This window comes from Tenacibaculum gallaicum, from assembly GCF_003387615.1.
GTDB classification, from domain to species: Bacteria; Bacteroidota; Bacteroidia; order Flavobacteriales; family Flavobacteriaceae; genus Polaribacter; species Polaribacter gallaicus.
Genome location: NZ_QUNS01000002.1, coordinates 220853 through 240593, shown reverse-complemented (window position 1 = coordinate 240593; position 19741 = coordinate 220853). Strand labels below are relative to the sequence as shown.

Annotated in this window: 18 protein-coding genes; 5 read left to right on the top strand and 13 right to left on the bottom strand. The window is 31.6% G+C overall.

The genetic code is table 11. The annotated features are described in order from the left end of the window. Positions 1-48 precede the first annotated feature (48 nt). Complete coding sequence (locus tag C7448_RS05480) at positions 49-612, top strand: RBBP9/YdeN family alpha/beta hydrolase (RefSeq protein ID WP_115900370.1); 564 nt, start codon at positions 49-51, stop codon at positions 610-612. Between the two features lie 57 nt (positions 613-669). Here the strand turns inward: C7448_RS05480 and rpsU are convergent, their stop codons facing one another. Both rpsU and prfA read right to left on the bottom strand, forming a co-directional pair. Then, positions 670-858: a 30S ribosomal protein S21 gene (gene rpsU, locus C7448_RS05475; protein WP_115900369.1), complete on the bottom strand. Its 189-nt coding sequence runs from the start codon at positions 856-858 to the stop codon at positions 670-672. A gap of 300 nt (positions 859-1158) precedes the next feature. Further along, entirely contained in the window at positions 1159-2235 is a 1077-nt protein-coding gene (prfA, locus tag C7448_RS05470; RefSeq protein WP_115900368.1) for a peptide chain release factor 1, read from the bottom strand. A gap of 78 nt (positions 2236-2313) precedes the next feature. Between prfA and C7448_RS05465 the strand changes: the two genes are divergently transcribed. From C7448_RS05465 to C7448_RS05455, 3 genes are all read left to right on the top strand, one after another. Then, on the top strand, positions 2314-2748 hold the full coding sequence (locus C7448_RS05465) for a DUF6265 family protein (protein ID WP_115900367.1): 435 nt from the start codon (positions 2314-2316) through the stop codon (positions 2746-2748). 124 nt (positions 2749-2872) lie between these two features. Beyond that, a complete protein-coding gene (locus tag C7448_RS05460; RefSeq protein ID WP_115900366.1) occupies positions 2873-3445 on the top strand; it encodes a YceI family protein in 573 nt (190 codons plus the stop codon). Positions 3446-3447: 2 nt separating this feature from the next. Then, positions 3448-4020, top strand: a complete 573-nt coding sequence (locus tag C7448_RS05455; RefSeq protein ID WP_115900365.1) for a hypothetical protein — start codon at positions 3448-3450, stop codon at positions 4018-4020. 51 nt (positions 4021-4071) lie between these two features. Here C7448_RS05455 and C7448_RS05450 read toward each other — a convergent pair whose 3' ends face one another. From C7448_RS05450 to C7448_RS05415, 8 genes are all read right to left on the bottom strand, one after another. Then, positions 4072-5250 carry an AIR synthase related protein gene (locus tag C7448_RS05450; protein WP_115900364.1) on the bottom strand — a complete coding sequence of 393 codons (1179 nt, stop codon included), beginning with the start codon at positions 5248-5250 and terminating at the stop codon, positions 4072-4074. 105 nt (positions 5251-5355) lie between these two features. Further along, a complete protein-coding gene (locus C7448_RS05445) occupies positions 5356-6855 on the bottom strand; it encodes a carboxypeptidase regulatory-like domain-containing protein (protein WP_115900363.1) in 1500 nt (499 codons plus the stop codon). An 11-nt stretch (positions 6856-6866) separates the two neighbouring features. Beyond that, positions 6867-8213 (bottom strand): CsgG/HfaB family protein, encoded by a 1347-nt coding sequence (locus C7448_RS05440; RefSeq protein ID WP_115900362.1) that lies wholly within the window; start codon positions 8211-8213, stop codon positions 6867-6869. Between the two features lie 31 nt (positions 8214-8244). Continuing rightward, positions 8245-8661 (bottom strand): curli assembly protein CsgF, encoded by a 417-nt coding sequence (locus tag C7448_RS05435; RefSeq protein WP_115900361.1) that lies wholly within the window; start codon positions 8659-8661, stop codon positions 8245-8247. A 12-nt stretch (positions 8662-8673) separates the two neighbouring features. Continuing rightward, positions 8674-9363: a CsgE family curli-type amyloid fiber assembly protein gene (locus tag C7448_RS05430; RefSeq protein ID WP_170137003.1), complete on the bottom strand. Its 690-nt coding sequence runs from the start codon at positions 9361-9363 to the stop codon at positions 8674-8676. A gap of 51 nt (positions 9364-9414) precedes the next feature. After that, positions 9415-9813 carry a hypothetical protein gene (locus C7448_RS05425; RefSeq protein ID WP_147300501.1) on the bottom strand — a complete coding sequence of 133 codons (399 nt, stop codon included), beginning with the start codon at positions 9811-9813 and terminating at the stop codon, positions 9415-9417. 126 nt (positions 9814-9939) lie between these two features. Beyond that, entirely contained in the window at positions 9940-10848 is a 909-nt protein-coding gene (locus C7448_RS05420) for a hypothetical protein (RefSeq protein WP_115900358.1), read from the bottom strand. Positions 10849-11256: 408 nt separating this feature from the next. After that, positions 11257-13440, bottom strand: coding sequence for a glutamine synthetase III family protein (locus C7448_RS05415; protein WP_115900357.1), 2184 nt, complete (start codon positions 13438-13440; stop codon positions 11257-11259). Between the two features lie 184 nt (positions 13441-13624). On the opposite strand from C7448_RS05415, the gene C7448_RS05410 reads away from it, so the two are divergent. Then, positions 13625-14635, top strand: coding sequence for a glutamine synthetase beta-grasp domain-containing protein (locus tag C7448_RS05410; RefSeq protein ID WP_115900356.1), 1011 nt, complete (start codon positions 13625-13627; stop codon positions 14633-14635). A gap of 68 nt (positions 14636-14703) precedes the next feature. Here C7448_RS05410 and C7448_RS05405 read toward each other — a convergent pair whose 3' ends face one another. The 3 genes from C7448_RS05405 to C7448_RS05395 all read right to left on the bottom strand — a co-directional run bounded on the left by C7448_RS05405 (position 14704) and on the right by C7448_RS05395 (position 19278). Then, positions 14704-15645 (bottom strand): calcium/sodium antiporter, encoded by a 942-nt coding sequence (locus C7448_RS05405; RefSeq protein ID WP_115900355.1) that lies wholly within the window; start codon positions 15643-15645, stop codon positions 14704-14706. Positions 15646-15731: 86 nt separating this feature from the next. Continuing rightward, a complete protein-coding gene (locus C7448_RS05400) occupies positions 15732-16808 on the bottom strand; it encodes a PepSY-associated TM helix domain-containing protein (RefSeq protein WP_115900354.1) in 1077 nt (358 codons plus the stop codon). An 85-nt stretch (positions 16809-16893) separates the two neighbouring features. Then, complete coding sequence (locus C7448_RS05395; RefSeq protein ID WP_115900353.1) at positions 16894-19278, bottom strand: TonB-dependent receptor; 2385 nt, start codon at positions 19276-19278, stop codon at positions 16894-16896. Positions 19279-19741: the final 463 nt, after the last annotated feature.

The window sequence follows — 19741 nt, the reverse complement described above, 5'->3', positions numbered from 1 at the left end:
GTTGCGTTTTTTTATTTTAAGAAGACACACCGAAACAAATTAATAACTATGGACAAATATAAAATCTATGTAATTCATGGATATACAGCATCTCCTTATTCTAACTGGTTTCAGGATTTTAAAAAGAATTTAAAAAATGACTCTATTGAAGTTTCTATTTTAAAAATGCCTAACTCTCAAAACCCTAAACTAAGTGAATGGGTTGAGTTTCTAGAAAATCATGTAAAAGAAATAAATGAAAAAACAATTTTTGTTGGTCATAGCTTAGGGTGTGTAACTATTTTAAACTTTTTAAATAAGTTAAACATAACTAAAATTAAAGGCTTATTTCTAATTTCAGGATTCGTTGAATCTACTCCCATTCCTGAATTAATTGAATTTGTAAAACCCAAGCTAAATTATAGTTACTTAAAAGAAATAACCAAAATAAGAATTGCGATATCTGCCACTGATGATGATATTATTCCTTTCGAATACTCTAAAACTATGGCAGAGAAATTAGAAGCTAAATTTACCCTTCTTAAAGAAGGAAAACATTTTATAGACAGAGATGGGGTTACTGAATTTCCTTTTTTAATAAAAGAGATAAAAAGAAACTTACAAGAATTGTAAAAAACAAAAAAGCGCAACCAAATTGGTTGCGCTTTTGTATTTTATATAGCTATACTACTATTCTTCTTTAAATAACTGCTCTTTATAAGCCGCTTTTTGAACTTGTGCTCTTCTAGTTACAGAAGGCTTCGTGTATTGCTTTCTTTCTCTTAATTCTTGTAAAACTTTTACATTTCTAAACTTACGCTTGTAACGTTTTAAGGCTCTATCGATATTTTCACCTTCTTTTACAACTATTCTTAACATACTATAAGGTTTTATTATTAGACATACTTTAAGTCATATAAATTACAGCGCAATACTACACATAGTATGAACTATGATTTACATGATATTTATTTTAGATTAAAAATTCTATTGAAAACGCTTTGTAAAGCAACTGAAGACTATAGTATCTGACGGTAACAGAAAAATAGTATAAAGACTTGTAGATTTTCTCCAAAAAGGACAGAACATTAATATTCTGCAAAGGTATGTTTTATTTATCGGCTCTACAAGAATTTGAGACATTAAAAAAGGCGTTACTACGATAGTAACGCCTTTTAATTAAATAGTTTCTCCTAATTCTTTTAACTTAGAAGTGTTTTCTGCGAGCATTAACTCATCTATAATTTTTTGAATATCTCCGTTTACAATATTTGATAAATCGTATAAGGTTAATCCTATTCTGTGATCTGTTACACGTCCTTGCGGATAATTGTATGTTCTAATTTTTGCTGAACGGTCTCCTGAGGTTACCATCGAACCACGTTTTGCAGCATCAGCTTCTTGCTTCTTCGCTAACTCCATATCATATAAACGAGAACGTAACACTTTAAATGCTTTTTCTTTGTTTTTATGCTGCGATTTTTGATCTTGGCATTGCGCTACCAATCCTGTAGGGATGTGTGTTAAACGTACTGCAGAATATGTTGTGTTTACCGACTGTCCTCCTGGTCCTGATGAACAGAAAAAATCGATACGTACATCTTTTGGATTGATTTCTACATCAAACTCTTCTGCTTCTGGAAATACCATACAGGTTGCTGCCGATGTATGTACACGCCCTTGTGTTTCTGTTTGTGGTACACGCTGTACACGATGTACTCCTGCTTCAAACTTTAACGTTCCATACACATCTTCTCCAGAAACTTCAAACTGAATTTCTTTAAATCCACCATTCGTTCCTTCAGAAAAATCTACTGTAGATACTTTCCACCCCTTACTTTCGCAATACTTAGTATACATTCTAAATAAGTCACCTGCAAAAATACTTGCTTCATCTCCTCCTGTTCCTGCACGTAATTCAACTACTGCATTTTTTGCATCTTCTGGATCTTTTGGAATTAGTAAAAACTTAATTTCATCTTCCAATTCAGGAATACGAGTTTTTGCTTCGTCCATTTCCATTTTCGCCATTTCTACCATTTCTGCATCTGATCCGTCAGCAATGATTTCTTTAGCCTCTTCTATAGTATTTAATAAAGTTTCGTACTCGTCTGCTTTTTTTACAACCTTTCCTAAATCTTTATATTCCTTATTTAATTGTACATAACGTTTTTGATCAGAAATAACATCTGGCTGTATGATTAAGTCTGAAACCTCATCATAACGTTGTTTAACTATCTGTAATTTATCTAGCATAGTATCTTTTCTTGGGGTGCGAATTTACGATTTTTTATCGAATTTTATTCATATCTTTAGTTCATTAAGGCTTTTGTTATGCGAATTTTAATCTTATTTTTTACTTGTACACTACTTTTTTCTTGTCAGCAAGAAAAGAAAATTAAAAAACCAACTTGGTTGTTTGGTAAATGGGAACGCCTTCATAACGAACCTGATAAAAAGACTTATGAGTTTTGGGAAAATGATTTTTCTGGAACTGGCTTTACTATGAAAGAAAAGGATACGATTTTTAAAGAAATATTGCACATCATTACTAAAAACGACTCGCTTTTTTTACAAGTAACCGGTGTAAATAAAAACCCTACCTTATTTGCTTTTACTCAACAAACAGACTCTTCTTTTATTGCCGAAAACAAGCAAAACGAATTCCCTACTTCCCTCCATTATTGGAAAGAAAAAAATCAGCTAAAAGCTACCGTTGCTAACGATGAATTTTCTATTGATTTTGTATTTGAAAGGCTAAATGAGTAAAAAGCTAAAGTAATTTACCTTAGATTGATACTTTTTCACATCTCTTGACTCTTTTTTTACTTTTTTTTGACACTTCTCTTTGAATACTGAAATAATTTTATCTGACATTTTAAAAATCAATCAGATGAAAAAAATTATTATTACACTAATTTGTATTACTTGTTTTTCTATTACTAATCAAACTCAATCAACTCAAAAAAAATTAAACATCAATATTCAAAAAAGCACCATTAAATGGATTGGGGAGTATACTTTTTATTTTGGAGGTCATGATGGTTTTGTTAACTTTAAAGATGGTTATTTTATTAAAAGTAATGATGCTATTTCTGGTGGAGAGTTTATTATTGATATGAATTCAATAACAAATACTGATATTAAAAAATTAGAAGGAAAGACAAATTTAGTAAACCACTTAAAAGACCCTGACTTTTTTAATGTTGAAAAACACCCATTGGCAAAACTGATAATTACTAAAGTTGAATATTTTGATAAAACACACGCAAAAATAGAAGCTGATTTAACTTTAAAAGGCATCACTAAACCTATTAATTTTAGAGCTGAACTTAACTATGAAGAAAGAAAAATGACCACTCGATTTAAAATTGACAGAAGAGCATGGGGTGTTAATTATAAAAGTAATTTTAGAGATGGTGCTATTTCGGACGCTATTGGATTTGAAGTTATCGTAAAACTATAGAGATGGAAAAAGTAATACTGATATTCGTTCTATTTTTTCAACTAACATTTTCTTTCTGTCAACAAAAAGAAGAATTATCAATTTTCAAAAATACTAAGAACTGGAAAAGAGAAATCATTAAGTTCCCTATAGATTGGGCTCCAGGTTTAAAGGTTATCGGTTTTGAAGAACTTCTTTTTTCTCCAGAATGGTCAACCCCAAAAAACAATCAATTTTGGTCACTAGTTATTGGCTGGAAGATAAACGCGGAATCCTTTTTAACTTTAAAAGAAATTAAATATAACCTGAAAAACTATTTTGATGGATTAATGAAACCGAATCATTGGGCCGTCAGTTTTCCAAACCCAAAAATTCATTTAATAAGCAACTCTAACAATAAGTTTACGGGACAAATGAAGTTTTTTGATGGATTTCACACAGGAAAAACAATAACTGTAAACATATTAATAGAACAATATTTGTGTAGAAAGCAACATAAAGCTATTATTGTTTTTCGAGTATCTCCTAAAAGTTTTCAGCATAATATTTGGAAAGACTTAAATGGATTTGAGTTAAACAGAAAAAATTGTAACTAAATAAAAAATCCTCAGATTTCTCTGAGGATTTTACTTTATATCTTTCTCGTATTAATATTCAAAAGTTCCATAGTCACTTTTGATAGTTAACTGCTTTTTATCAGAAACCTCTACACTACCCACAACTTGTGCATTTACATTAAACGATTTTGAAATAGTAATGATATCTTCTGCTATTGCAGGAGACACATACAGCTCCATTCTATGCCCACAATTGAATACTTGATACATTTCTTTCCAATCGGTTTTTGACTGCTCTTGTATCAATTTGAATAATGGCGGAATTGGAAACATGTTGTCTTTTACAATATGTAAATCATCTACAAAATGTAAAATTTTGGTTTGTGCTCCACCTGAACAGTGAATCATTCCGTGTACATCATCAGAGGTATATTTTGATAAGATTTCTTTGATAATTGGTGCGTAAGTTCTTGTTGGCGACAACACTAATTTACCTGCATCAATTGGAGAGTCTGCTACTTTATCTGTTAACTTTGTGTTTCCTGAATACACTAAATCAGATGGTACAGAAGCATCAAAACTTTCTGGGTATTTTTCTGCTAAGTATTTATGGAATACATCATGACGTGCAGAAGTTAATCCGTTACTCCCCATTCCTCCGTTGTATTCTTTTTCATACGTTGCTTGTCCAAACGATTCTAAACCAACAATAACATCTCCTGCTTTAATATTTGCATTATCAATTACATCGGTACGTTTCATACGAGCAGTTACTGTAGAGTCCACAATAATTGTACGTACTAAATCTCCTACATCAGCAGTTTCTCCTCCTGTTGAATGGATGGTAACTCCAAACTCTTTCAACTCAGCAATTAATTCTTCTGTCCCATTAATAATCGCCGATAAAACTTCTCCTGAAATATTACTTTTATTACGTCCGATAGTTGATGACAACATGATATTATCAGTAGCTCCTACACATAATAAATCATCTATATTCATAATTAAAGCATCTTGGGCAATTCCTTTCCATACAGAAATATCTCCTGTTTCTTTCCAGTACATATATGCTAAAGAACTTTTTGTTCCTGCTCCATCTGCATGCATGATTAAACAATAATCATCATCATTTGTTAAATAATCTGGAACAATTTTACAGAAAGCTTTTGGAAATAATCCTTTATCAATGTTCTTGATAGCGTTATGTACATCTTCTTTAGATGCCGATACTCCGCGTTGTGCGTAGCGTTTAGATACTTCGTTACTCATGTGTTGTGTTGTTGTTGGGTGCAAATTTAGTTTATATTACGCTTTTACCAAGAAAAAAGCGAACGTTTTTTACACGCTCGCTCTTTAATAATGGTTAGTTTTCCTTTATTCCCAATCTGGCATTGTGGCGTTTATAAATAACGCTGTTCTTGTGGTAGTACCTTCACTAAAAGGCACTTTATAAATTGTTTTTTCAGAAATTCCATCATTTGATGTATTTACAAAAATTATTTCAGCTTCATTTGGTGACAAACGCGGGTCTAAATCATTTGTTCCATCAGCTTTTCCTTCCGATAAATCAGTAACTTCTGTCGTTGCAAATTCATATAAAAACATATGACTGTTTAGTTGCCTATAATTACTTGATTCATATCCAGAAACATCTCTTGTGTATAACAGCGAGCTTCCATCTATTGTAAAATTAATTCCTCCTGCAGCTCCTTGTTCTCCTGTTAAAACAGTATCAATCATATTTCCTACCATATCAATCGTATAGATTTGTACATTATACCCACTTGTATTATTTGTTTTCAATGCTATTTTTGACTCATCATTACTCCAATCACATTCAGTAATGTAACTACCATCAGTTGTTTGGTATATTTGCTGTAACCCGCTTCCATCTTTATTTATCAAATATAATTTATCGTAATGCGGATATATAATTCGATCTCCGTTTGAAGACCATGAGAAATCAACTTCGTTTAAATCAAATGCAACTACAGGGACATTAGAAGTAACTTTTTTAACATCTGAACCATCTGTATTCATTGTATAAATATGAGTTTCGTTATTGTCTGTTCGTAAAAAAGCTACTAAACCTGCTGCTGAGTTTTTTCTTGGTCTCCAAGAATTTGTTGTTGGTAATGTTAATAGTAATTCATTTACAGAAGCTTCATTGATAAAATCTCCAGAATATATTACATTATTCCCCTCTTCTTGTCGTGTATAAAAATACCTATTATTAGGCGTTGATGTAACTTTAAATGTACTTACTGAACTTAATACTTCTGCATTAATGCCATCTGATGCTCCTATTTGCCAAAAATATTTTACTCCAAATTTTAAATCGGAAACTGTATATAAAGTGTCTTTTACATTTTCAAAAGATATAACATCATTATTAAAGTCGTTTTTAATTTCTATCCTGTATGTTATTTCATCTTCATCAGGGTCAGTCGATTTAAAACTTAGTTCTACCATATTATTTAAATCTTCTACGCCATTAGCTGGAGCTCTAAGTTCTGGTGTGGTTGGCGGATCGTTTAAAGCAGTTTCTATATCCATCTCAAAAACTACATTAATCTCACTTCCTGCATTCAATCCTACTGGTTGAAAGTTTGTTAAAAACCCTTCTTTAGTTGCACTTACCGAATATTCTTGCGCAGGTACATCTTCCATTAAAAAGTAACCTTCTTCATCAGTAAAAGCTGTATTATTGGTTGGCGATAGTGCTATTTTTGCGTTTGCTATAGGTTCAAAACTTCTCTTTTTTACCACACGTCCTTTAATTGTACCAAATTCCACAAAACCTACAGTATCTTCACTACAGTTAAATAAGGTTACACAAATTAAAAGTATTGTTATTTTTATTATATTTTTCATTGCTTTGCTTCTTAAAAATAAACGTTTAAACCTACTCCTACTCTCCAAATAAAGTCATTCCTTTTCCCCCTAACCAACTTATCTAGATTATCTGAACCTAAAAGGTAATTTTCTCCATAAAAAGTTAACCCTATTTTATTGGTTATTAAATATTCTAATCCTATTCCGTATTGAAATTTAAACATAGGATTATCAAGATTCTCCTCTAAAACTGAACCTACACCAACATACACGTAAGGTGTTAACTTATCATAAGGAAGTAAGTTATATTCTAAGAATATACTAGAGGTAAGAAATGTATTTTTAAAAGATCGTTCGTTTTCTAATGAAAACCGTCCTACACTTCCTCCAAAACTAAATCGTGGGTTCTCAAAGAAATATCTGTATTTTAAATCAAACCCAAATCTTGCAACTGGGTTCGAATAGTCTCCTGAAATTATCGAAGTTCCAGCCATTACACTCATTGAGTTTCTCTCTCTTCTTGTTTCTTGCTTTCTATTAAAAAGTAAAGTATTATCTGCTTCATTTTTTTCTTTCAGATATTCCTTTTTAAAAAGGCTGACAACTGGTTCTCCTCCTTTAGGAGCCCATAAACCATCTACAACACCTTCTATAATCAACTGTTCAACTGCTTTATCTATAGCTTCTTTTACAGCTAATTGCATAGGTTCATTTTTGGTTACCCCTGTTTCTACTTCTAACAATCTTCTTAAAGAAACATACCTATATAAATTTGCTGAAATACCTTGAGAGAGTATTGTTTTTGACACATAAATATTTTTTAAGATTTGTCCGTTTGATGTAGATACAGCTCTTAAGTACACTGTTATTCTGTCCTCTCTATATTGATTAGATGCTCCCGCTCCAAAATATCGAACTCCTGAACCTCCTGTAATAATATTAGAATCATAAGAAACCACACCTCCTTCTAAAATAATCCCAGCAAAAAGTAATGGTGGCATTTTTGTGGAATTAACTCCCTGATATTCTTGCCTTGTCGACCTTATTATTTGTCGTTCATTTAATAAGTTAGCGATATTTTCTCTTTCTATTGGAGTAAACCATTTTGATTCTTCTAATGATTTTAATAGAATTGATGTACCTCCTTGCGTTACCGCGGTACTAAATGTAGAGCCGTTTTCAGTCGGCTTATATTGTCCTGTTTGATCTCTAAATTTATAAACTCCTACGATTACTTTTTCGACAGGTAGAATATTTTTAATTAAATCGTTTTGTAAAGAGGTGTTTTCTCCTATTCTAGCATTCGTTGTTTGGAATGGCTGATTTAGGTATGCTCCACAACTAGAAAACAAGATAAAACTTAAAGAGAATAGTAATTTGAATAGTAATTTTCTCATAAAATTTAAGTTATGGTTAGTCGTTTTGTTGTTAATTGTTTGGTATTATAATTTGTGTTTGTTCACCTGTTTGAGTATTTAAAATATTTACAGATAAACCTCCGCTAGTAGGTGTTACTTCAACTACTAAAGATCCAAACACATAAGTTCCAACAGTTAATCCTTGATCTCCAAATTGTTCTTGAAATAAATCTTGAGATAATGAGTTTAACAGTTGCCTGTTTAAACTATTGGTAAAATTTTCTAAGTCTGAAGGTTGCTGAAAAGGATCTTGTGCTTCTTCTTGAAAATCGTTTTGTGCATTTGCTGATGCCAAAATTTGCTGATATCCGAATGGATTATTTCCTCCAAAAAATGGATTAATTGGTTTATAAACTAGTTCTTGTGAAAAAGTAAATGAACTTATTAAAAATAAAACAATTGTTATAAGTTTGGTTGCTATTTTCATAACTTACTTTATTTAAATTTTATAACTTAATAATGTATTTCTCTGTTTTGAGTAACTGCTTAATCTTACTAAAGATGCTTTAACAGCTCGTTTAAGAAAATCTTCTCCTGGCATTGTCATGAACTCAAAAATCTTTTTATCATCAGCTTCAATAATTAAAACTGTAGTTCTTCTTAATCCTGGTTTCTCTTTTATTTTTATAATAAAAGGATATTTTAAGCCAGAGAGCAAGTACTCTTGGTAAAAAAAATCATAAAAGTCTTTCCCTATTTTTGTTATTGCTTCTTCAATAACCAATCCTTTTAATACAAAATTAGATTCGTCTATTTTTTCTTTTTTTATTACACCTACCTTTTTGGGTACTATTACTAGCGTATCTTTATCTATCAATGTCTCCCTGTACTTTACAAATAAATAAGCTTTTAATTCTTCATCAGGATTTAAACTTAACCTTATTAATGAAAGCTCTTTTTTCTCATTAGGTTTTAACGAAAATTCTCCTGATTGTTTATTGTTAGAATAGTTTCCTTCTTTATTTTTTTTTAGTACTAATAAGTTGTAGTTAAGCTCATCTTTAAACAACACCCCTTCATTTTCAGCTTGTGCTTTTACCGATATAAAATTATCTTTTTTAAGAACAAGTATTTTGGCTTTCACATCGTTTATTTCTTGAGCATAACTTGTTGCTACACAAAGTGACAACAGAGTAATATATTTTAAAGCGCTTCTAAAAAAAATAAACCTTAACATCTTTTAATAGTTCCTAACTATAATTGTTTTATAATTAGATTTTTGAATTATTTTTACATTTTCCATTAAAGAGTTTGTTCCATACACCTGTAATGAATTTGCATTTCCTTGCTGAAGGATATCCATTTTTGTGGGAGAAGTGTTGTAATAATCTATAAAACTATAATAGTTATTTTTACCCTTTTGCCCTACTAATTGCACATCTCTCGCTCCACTTTTTAATTCCGCTACATTATTTATTCCTATTTGATTTATTGATAAATAATTTTGATTAGCAGTTACATTACTAAAATCTTGTAAACCATTTAATGAATTAATATTTTTCTCTAGTACTATAAAAGAAACATCATTTCCTATTTGAGGCACAGACACAAAATATGTAGATGTCTTTTGCTGTGACATAATAGCCAGATTAATAGTAACCAACATTACAAACAATATTGTTTTCACCTCTTTCATTATCTTTACTTTAGTAAGTTAAGGAAAGAGTTTTTCTCTCTTCCCTTAACTTTATTAGTTAATAAATTATTATAGTCCTGTTTGTTCAACACAGGCTTTATTCATATAACCTGCTTGACCAATAAAACTAGCATTACCTGAACCTTGCGCGTCTTGAATAACAGAGGCATGGTTTTCTACACCAAACTGACCAATTAAACTTAAGTTAATACCAACATCAGCATTTTGATCAACACAAGCTTCATTACCATAACCTGTTTGTGCTATACCAGAAATGTTTATACCTCCAGTTGATGTTTGAGTAGTAGAAGCCATATTTGCGTTTCCAAATTGAGCAATTCCATCTATATTAAAGCTACCTCTTTGTACTTGTTTAGCTTTATTATAGTTACCGAGTTGTAAAATACCTGCTACACTACCTGGCGCCCCATTAGTTCCTGTACTTTGATCTTGGTGAGCTAAATTTCTTCTACCAGATTGTGCTACAATAGCTACATTATTATCATAACGTTGTTTCTGAATAGAAGTATTCTGACGTCCTGTTTGGTAAGCATATGCTCTGTTATTTTCTGCCCAACCTACACCTACATCTTGTTGTGCATAGTTTTTATATCCTACTTGATTTACAAAACCAGTGTTATAGTCACCATGTTGCTTAATATCGGTCTCATTTTTTCTTCCTCTTTGGTATACAGTAGCTTCGTTTCCTAAACCTCCAGAAAATCCTTGGTTTTGACCATCTTGATCGATGTTAGATAAGTTACCTACTCCAGTTTGAACTACACTTGCGTCATTCATAACTCCAGTTTGATCTACGTAACTAGTGTTAATTATCGCTCCTCTTGCCCCATAAGAAGGTCCTACTTGTGGCACTGAACACCCTAAACAATTAGCTTTTGGTGTTGGTAATGGGTTTGCGAACTGTGCGAAAACTGTTCCTGAAGCTAAAAAAATAGCCGCTAATAAAAAATTTTTCATAATAGATAATTTTAAAATACGTTAATTAATTTTTAGCATACTCTATCTACGACAAGCATACAAATAGTAATGATGCTTATTGTGGGAGAATGCTAAGTAAATAAGGGTAAGATAAAATTATGGGGTAAAATGTAAAGGTTAGTTTGATAACCGTGATTACATCCATCAGTTTAAAATAAAACTGTAAGAAACTATATATAGATTGTCTGTTTAAACATAGCTAATATACGATTTTTTTAGCTTCAAAAACCAATCAAAATTTCTTTACTTAAAAAAAAGACAAATAAGAAAAGCCAAAAACACGCTATAAACGTAGCCTTTGGCTTTGTATTTCTTTATACTTATTAAAAAAAAAGGGGAAAAACCCCTTTTTTAAAAAATGAATTTTCTTCTTTAAAATAAGTTACTTTATCTAGTAAATAAAAGCTCTCTATATTTAGTTAGTGGCCATAAATTATCATCTACCATCAACTCTAATTTATCACAGTGATAACGAATATCATCAAAATAAGGTTTTACTTTATTACAATACGCATCAGCATTTTTTTGTCCTTCTAACTTATTGGCTTTTTTACGCTCTTCAATCATATCTTCTACTTTAGAGTTAATTTCAGCAATATGATTTGATATTTTTTGAATTAAATCGATTTGTTCATTTGCATACCTTTCAAAATTATTTCCAAAAATTTCTTTCAGTCCTCTTACATTCTCTATCAAGGTATTTTGGTATTGAATAGCAATAGGTATAATATGGTTTCTTGCAATGTCACCTAATACTCTACTTTCAATTTGTATTTTCTTTGAATATTCTTCTAGTTCAATTTCATGACGTGCTTCTACCTCAACCTTATTCATCACTCCCATTTCTTCAAAAAGAGAAATTGCTTTTTTAGAAATTTTTGCTTTTAATGCTTCAGGAGTTGTTTTGTTATTCGATAAACCTCTTTTCTTTGCTTCTTTTTCCCATGCTTCTCCATACCCATCTCCTTCAAATCGAATACTTTTTGATGCTTTAATATATTCTCTTAATACATTAAATATAGCTTCGTCTTTTTTTAGTTTTTTGGTATCAATTAATTTGTCAACCTCCTCTTTAAACTCATTTAACTGTCTTGCTATAATTGTATTCAAAACCGTCATAGGTCCTGCACAGTTAGACCATGAACCTACTGCACGTAACTCAAACTTATTTCCTGTAAAAGCAAAAGGTGAAGTTCTGTTTCTATCTGTATTATCTAGTAATATTTCAGGAATTTTACCTACAATATTTAATTTTAAATCTGTTTTTTCTTCTGGTGATAACTTTCCTTTTGTTACATTTTCTAGCTCATCTAATACTGATGATAATTGTGAACCTATAAAAACCGATATAATAGCTGGTGGTGCTTCATTAGCTCCTAAACGGTGATCGTTACTTGCACTTGCTATTGATGCTCTGATTAACTCTTCGTAATCATGAACCGCTTTAATAGTATTCACAAAAAAGGTTAAAAACTGTAAGTTCTTCATCGGAGTTTTACCTGGGCTTAATAAATTAACTCCTGTATTGGTAGATAAACTCCAGTTATTATGTTTTCCAGAACCATTAATTCCTGCAAATGGCTTTTCATGAAATAACACTTTAAATTTATGACGTTGCGATACTTTTTCCATCACATCCATTAGTAAGGAATTGTGGTCTACCGCTAAGTTAGCTTCTTCAAAAATTGGTGCTAATTCAAACTGATTTGGCGCTACCTCATTATGTCGTGTTTTTACCGGCACCCCTAACAACATACATTCATGTTCCAAATCGCGCATAAAATTCAATACTCGTGTGGGTATTGAGCCAAAATAATGATCATCTAACTGCTGCCCCTTTGCTGGAGCATGCCCTAACAAGGCTCTTCCTGTCATCATAATGTCAGGACGTGCGGCTGCCAATGCTGTATCAATCAAAAAGTATTCTTGCTCCCAACCTAAAGTTGCATTTACTTTACTTACATTCTTATCAAAATATTTACAAACCGCTGTAGCTGAAGTATCAACAGCTTGTAAAGCTCTTAATAATGGAGCCTTATTATCTAATGCTTCACCTGTATACGCCACAAAAACTGTGGGAATACATAAGGTAGTACCATAAATAAATGCTGGCGATGTTGGATCCCAAGCGGTATAGCCACGTGCTTCAAAAGTATTTCGAATTCCTCCGTTAGGAAAACTAGAAGCATCTGGCTCTTGCTGTACTAATTGACCTCCGTCAAATTTCTCCATTGCTCCTCCTCCTTCAACTGTTTCAAAAAAAGCATCGTGTTTTTCTGCTGTAGACCCCGTTAAAGGTTGAAACCAGTGTGTGTAATGTGTTGCTCCTTTAGACAGTGCCCAATCTTTCATACTTACTGCAATCTGATCGGCAGTTTTTCTATCAATCTTAGTTCCAAACTCAATAGCATCCATTACACTTTGGTATGCTTCTTTGGTCATGTATTGACGCATTGCTTGTTCATTAAATACATTTTTACCAAACAATTCTGAACGACGTTCATTCTCTTCTACTACAACAGTTTTTCTATTTAAAACCTCTTGTAAAGCATTGAATCTTAAAGTTGACATATAATAAAGTATTAAATTAGATATTCAAAAATACATTTTAAAAACAAATACCCCCTAAAAAATAGGGGTTAAATTAATTTAAAGTTAATTTTAAACAAAAATACCCTTAAAAATTTTGCCCTTTAACAAAAAATACTCAATTTTGCCCCATAATTAACTCTAAAACAACACAAAAACAAAAATCATGAGTAAATCAAAATTAGAATACATTTGGTTAGATGGTCATGAACCAACTCAAAACATGCGTAGTAAGACTAAGGTTGAAGACGACTTTAGTGGTAAATTAGAAGATTGCCCAGTTTGGTCTTTTGATGGAAGTTCTACAGAACAAGCTTCTGGAGGTGCTTCTGACTGTTTACTAAAGCCTGTTGCTATTTATCCTGACCCTACTAGAAAAAATGGATTCTTAGTAATGTCTGAAGTTTTAAACGCTGACGGTACTCCTCACGCATCTAATGCACGTGCTAAAATTGATGATAACGATAATGATTTTTGGTTTGGTTTTGAGCAAGAGTATTTCTTAATGGATACCAAAACTGATTTACCTTTAGGGTTCCCACGTGGTGGATTCCCTGGACCTCAAGGAAAATACTACTGTTCTGTAGGTGGAAGATACACTTGGGGAAGAGATTTCGTTGAAGAACATGCTGATTTATGTATTGAGGCTGGTTTAAACTTTGAAGGAATTAACCAAGAGGTTGCTCCAGGACAATGGGAATTTCAATTGTTTGCACAGGGTGCCAAAAAAGCAGGTGATGAAATTTGGGTTGCTCGTTACTTATTAGATCGTTTAACTGAAAAGCATGGCTACTATATTGAGTACCATCCAAAACCAGTAAAAGGAGATTGGAATGGTTCTGGTATGCACGCAAACTTCTCTAACACTACTTTAAGAACTTGTGGTTCTCAAGAAACTTACGAGAAGATTTGTGAAGCATTTAGGCCTGTTACCGAGGAACACATGGATGTATACGGAGCTAATAATGATGAGCGCTTAACTGGTTTACACGAAACTGCTCATGTATCTGACTTTAGTTATGGTGTTTCTGATAGAGGGGCTTCAATCCGTATTCCTATTATTACTGTAGAAAAAGGATGGAAAGGCTGGTTAGAAGACAGAAGACCTGCTTCAAACGCTGATCCTTATAAAGTAGCTGGCAGAATTATAGAAACTGTAAAGGGTGCCAACATATAATTAACATAACAACACAACTAAAAAAAGCCGCTATTAGCGGCTTTTTTTAGTTTAGGACTAATTCGTTTTTACGAAATTGTTAAATAGATGAAAGTTACATACGTTGCTAACAAGATAATTCCATCTCTCCACCCAAGGCGCATTCCTTTTGGAAAGAAAACTAACGGTAGTATAGCAAATGAAATACCTAACATCCAATAAATATCGTTGTTGATTAAGCTATATGCATCTGGCTTCACTTCTACAGGAGTAATCATTGCAGTAATACCCAGAACAGCTAAAATATTAAATACGTTAGAGCCTATTAAGTTTCCTAATGAAATTGCTTTTTCTTTCTTTAATACTGCAATAATTGATGCTGCTAACTCAGGAACGCTTGTTCCTACCGACACTACCGTTACTCCTATTATTGCATCACTAACCCCTAAATTTGCTGCTAAAGTTACCGAGCCATTAATTAACAACTCTGAACCACCCCATAAACCTACACCTCCTATTGCTAAAAATAGTGCTATTTTATATAGTGGTAACTCTTCATCATCTTCAGGCACCTCATCAACAACCGCTTGTTTTTGAAAACGCAGTAAATAAATCAAAAACACTACTAACATTCCAAACAAAATAGCTCCTTCATAAAATTGAATTATTTTATCATTTGCTATAAAAAAATACAGTATTATGGAAGCAATCATCATTACTGGCCAATCTGTTTTATAAAAACTTTTTTCTACATCAATTGATGATAGTATTACTGTTATACCTAATACTAGAGCTAGGTTTGCAATATTAGAACCAATAACATTACCTACCGCTAAACCTGTTGCTCCGTCTAAAGCTGATTTTATACTTACTATTAACTCTGGTGCTGATGTAGCAAACGACACCACTGTCATACCTATTACTATTTTTGGTATATGTAGTTTAAGTGATAAACCTACCGCTGCTTTTAACAACCAATTTCCACCTAAAACTAACAACGCTAAACCAATAATAATGTACAGAATGCTCATAAAATATTTTTTTGGCGAAGATAAGATTTTTACGAAGCAAAAATTAAAACAAATTCAAGTACTAGACTCTATATTTTTTAACAAGTTTACCTCTTTAACCTCTTACGTTTTGAACTATAGATTCTAAAACCTGTTATTAATAAAACTAAAGGAACAAGACCAGAAACAAATACCAAAACTCTACCAAATACTCCCGCTATTTCTCCAATATGTATTGGATAAAACTGTGCTGAAATTCGATTACTATTTGTGTCTGTTTCAAATTTTGACAAGGTTCTTAATTGACCTTGTTGATCCTTTTCCATTTCTTTTGTTTTTCTAAATCCAGCTTTAATAAATCGATCTTTTATATATCTAAGTCTATAAACACCGGTACTGTCTTTTGGAAAGTAAACAGCTCTTAAAGCATATGAATTATCAGGCTCCAGCATTGCTTTTTTTAATGAAAAAGTATCTTCAAATTCTTCATTCTGCTTATTAGCTTCTATTTTATTAGAATCATCGAATATTGACAAAAATGATTTATATGTTTTATAATAGGTAAAGTAAGCCCCAGTAAATGCCATTATAAAAAGCGGAACTAAAAAATAAATTCCAAACACTTTATGTAGGTTGAAATTAAATCTTTTTTTCTTGGGCTTCCACTTCATTGTAAACCCTTTTGATAAATTATTTTTATAAGCTTTCCACCAAATATAAAAACCTGTTGTTAATAAAAAGAAGCAGAACAACAAGGAGCTTGTTCCTATAATATATTTGCCAATTTTAGGAATCCCTAAGGTTCGATGTAAACTCAAAAGTAAATCAAAAAAAATTATGGATGTAGATTTTCCTCCTAAAAAAGCTTTCGTCTTTGGGTGGTAATAAAATGTTTTTCCATTAATATATTCTATTGCAATAGTTTGCTGTTCTCGATATGGAAAATAAATTCTATGTATTTTTTCTTTGCTTTGTTCTATTAAAGAATAAGCTGAATTTAAAAGTTCTTCTTGAGGTATACTTGAAAAACCTTCAACCTCTAATAGCTCAGGATTAAATAATGTAGTTATTTCTGGCTGCCAAACATATAGCGCTCCTGTAAGTCCTGAAAAAGAAGCTATAATTCCACAGCTAAGTCCTAGCCATAGATGTATTTTCCAAACTATTTTATGTATTTGTTGCAATTAGTATATTAAATTTTTGAAACCCAGAACCTATTTATAGATTCTGGGTTTTAATTTTTGCAAATGTAAGTTGCTCTTTTATACTTTAGAAATTATACAGCACACTTAATTTAGCATTTGTTCCTTCACCTGTTCCTGTAAAAGTTCTCAAAGGTGCTGCCCATTGTGATCTTGCAGGCAAATAGTATTCGTTTAATAAATTATTTACCGCTAATGAAACTGATATATTTTCTTGTAATTTATAATTCATTGACCAGTTAAGTAAAGTATAGCCTTCTACTGGAAACTGCGTATGCCTAAAAGTATACTTATCGTTTGCATCTAAATATGGATTAAAACGATTTCTATCTCCTAAATTAGTCATTCGTAAAGAGGTGCTAATTTTTTCTGTTGGAACCCAAGTTACATATGCTGTTAATTTTGGTGCTGCAATTACATCACCCCCTAAATAAGTTAGGTTATTTTCATCTCCTACATTATGAGTTACACCTTCAACATAAGAATATGAGGTTCCTACTTTTAATTTATTATCAAAAGCAGTATAGTCAATTGCTACTTCTCCTCCATAAATATTCTGTGGTTTTTTAGATGGTACAAAAGAGTTGGTATTTTCATCAAATGCAACCCCTGTACCTAAATTAGAAACACTATAATACCCTACGGCTTCTAATCTAAAATTATTGAATTTTGATAAAAAACCAAACTCATAATTTTTGGTTACTGCTGGCTCTAATTGAATATCCTCAACACTATCTGCTTTTGCAGAACGTAAAACAGACCCTAAATCAGCGATTGAAAAACCTTGAGAGTAACTTACATAAGGAATAAACTCTTTGTATTTAATATATCTAACTCCTGCATTAAAAGCCAAGTTATCAAATCCTAACTTCCCTCCTTCTACAGCTACTGAAGGATTAAAATTACCATCACCTAAAGGTGAATATGGTAACGTATTATAATCATCTATTCTGAGGTTCATATCATCATACCTCAATCCTGCTTTTAAAACCCATTCATCATTAAATTTCACAGTAGATTGTATGTACTGTGCCCAACTAAACATATCAATATTTGGCACCCATAATCTACCATCTAACAACCCTTGATTGGTTTTGTCTTTCAATAAATCTAAACCATACGTTAACGAAACCTCTGTTGATTCATTTGGGGTTAGAGTTGTATTAAAGTTAGGTCTTAATCCATATTTCTCTGCATTAATAACTGACTGACCTCCGTTTTCAAACTTATCTGAATAGAAGAATACGTTTTTGGTTTTTTGATAATATATATCGGCAGTAAAATCTGTTGTACCATCAAAAATAGTATTTAAATCATATTTTAAGTTTCCGTTATACAGTTTAGACCCTGTAGGTTCTTGTCCTTCAATAGATCCTTCAACCCCATAACCAGGAGTCAACGTATAATCTCCATTTTCGTTATACACTTCAAAAGATCCTGGAACTGGTATAAATGGCGTATCTTGTAAAGAATTGTATAAGTTCCCTCCAATACTTATTTTTTGTCTATCAGATATTTGATATTCTAATTTAGCCAAAGCAGTATAAATCCTTGTATTGTCTAATCCATAAGTAGGTAGTATAACTTTACCATCAGCATCATACTTGTTTCCTGTTTTTTCATAACTTCCACTCACGTAATAGTTAAACTTGTCTATGCTTCCACGTAGTGACTGATACGCTCCAAACCCAAGAGCATCTTTAGTTTTTGCCAAGTTAGAAGTTCCCCAAATATTGGTAGTACCTTCAATTTTTTCAGTTGCATTTGGCTTTTTAGTAATATAATTAATAAATCCTCCATTTCCTCCATTTCCAAAAATAGAAGTTGCTCCTTTTATCACTTCTACACGACTAATATCATTCGGACTTACAGATTTAATTCCTAATTGACCATTACGTAAAGGTGTAGATTGCGGAACACCATCAATCATTACCAAAAGAGAACGCCCACGTAATGTTTGCCCCCAGTTAGAAAACGTTCCTGTAGTTACTGCTAAACCAGGTACCGTAAACTCTAATATTTCACTAATATTGGTGGTAGCATTTGATAACTCTACTAATTGTTTTTGGTTAACAACAGTTATTGATGCTGGTATCTCTGAAAGATATTCTGAACGTCTACTAGCTGAAATAACTACTTCACTTAAATTTTCTATATCTTCTTTTAATATTTGTAAAACCTCTACAGTACTGTTTTCAGTAACTATTATTTCTTTTGTTTCTGTCTGGAATCCTACCATGCTAAAAGTGACCTTTAAGGTTCCTTCTTTTATATTAGTTAGGATAAATTCACCTTTTTCATCAGAAGTTGTGCCTTTTTGAAGTTCAGAAATAAGAACATTTACTCCATAAATTGGTTCTCCTTTTTCATCCTTTATTTGCCCTTTTAAACTAGACTGAGCTGATACTCCATAAGTTAAAAATAAAGCTGCTATTATTATGTAAAATTTCATTATATTTATTTAGATTTACTTTAAATTGCAAATATATCTTCTATCAAAATAGTGGCAAACATTTATTAAGAAAAACTTATTTTTTTATTTTAGAAGAAATGAAACACCAAAAAAGACTGGTTTAAAAGACACTTTTTCCTTTGCTTTTACAATCCTATCAAAAAAAGCCCTTTAAAACCTTATTAAAACAAACATAAAACACATTTTACACTTTCATTTTATAACATAATTGTAGACTATTACATTAATATTTAAAATAAAAAATGTTTTTTTTGATTTTAATCAAAATTCAATCTAATTAAATCATATTCAAAAATTTGGTTGTAATATTTCCTTTCTCATATATTGAAAAAACAATTCCGGAATTCATCATTATTTACTAACTAAAACACTTGAATCTAACATGATTATACTTGCGTTAAAACTAATTCTTATAACTATTAAAATTGCTAGCTTATTACTG

Bases quoted from the DNA above. Each gene is read 5' to 3' on its own strand.
- C7448_RS05480 (WP_115900370.1), top strand. From the start codon at position 49: ATGGACAAATATAAAATCTATGTAATTCATGGATATACAGCATCTCCT.
- rpsU (WP_115900369.1), bottom strand. From the start codon at position 858: ATGTTAAGAATAGTTGTAAAAGAAGGTGAAAATATCGATAGAGCCTTA.
- prfA (WP_115900368.1), bottom strand. From the start codon at position 2,235: ATGCTAGATAAATTACAGATAGTTAAACAACGTTATGATGAGGTTTCA.
- C7448_RS05465 (WP_115900367.1), top strand. From the start codon at position 2,314: ATGCGAATTTTAATCTTATTTTTTACTTGTACACTACTTTTTTCTTGT.
- C7448_RS05460 (WP_115900366.1), top strand. From the start codon at position 2,873: ATGAAAAAAATTATTATTACACTAATTTGTATTACTTGTTTTTCTATT.
- C7448_RS05455 (WP_115900365.1), top strand. From the start codon at position 3,448: ATGGAAAAAGTAATACTGATATTCGTTCTATTTTTTCAACTAACATTT.
- C7448_RS05450 (WP_115900364.1), bottom strand. From the start codon at position 5,250: ATGAGTAACGAAGTATCTAAACGCTACGCACAACGCGGAGTATCGGCA.
- C7448_RS05445 (WP_115900363.1), bottom strand. From the start codon at position 6,855: ATGAAAAATATAATAAAAATAACAATACTTTTAATTTGTGTAACCTTA.
- C7448_RS05440 (WP_115900362.1), bottom strand. From the start codon at position 8,213: ATGAGAAAATTACTATTCAAATTACTATTCTCTTTAAGTTTTATCTTG.
- C7448_RS05435 (WP_115900361.1), bottom strand. From the start codon at position 8,661: ATGAAAATAGCAACCAAACTTATAACAATTGTTTTATTTTTAATAAGT.
- C7448_RS05425 (WP_147300501.1), bottom strand. From the start codon at position 9,813: ATGTCACAGCAAAAGACATCTACATATTTTGTGTCTGTGCCTCAAATA.
- C7448_RS05420 (WP_115900358.1), bottom strand. From the start codon at position 10,848: ATGAAAAATTTTTTATTAGCGGCTATTTTTTTAGCTTCAGGAACAGTT.
- C7448_RS05415 (WP_115900357.1), bottom strand. From the start codon at position 13,440: ATGTCAACTTTAAGATTCAATGCTTTACAAGAGGTTTTAAATAGAAAA.
- C7448_RS05410 (WP_115900356.1), top strand. From the start codon at position 13,625: ATGAGTAAATCAAAATTAGAATACATTTGGTTAGATGGTCATGAACCA.
- C7448_RS05405 (WP_115900355.1), bottom strand. From the start codon at position 15,645: ATGAGCATTCTGTACATTATTATTGGTTTAGCGTTGTTAGTTTTAGGT.
- C7448_RS05395 (WP_115900353.1), bottom strand. From the start codon at position 19,278: ATGAAATTTTACATAATAATAGCAGCTTTATTTTTAACTTATGGAGTA.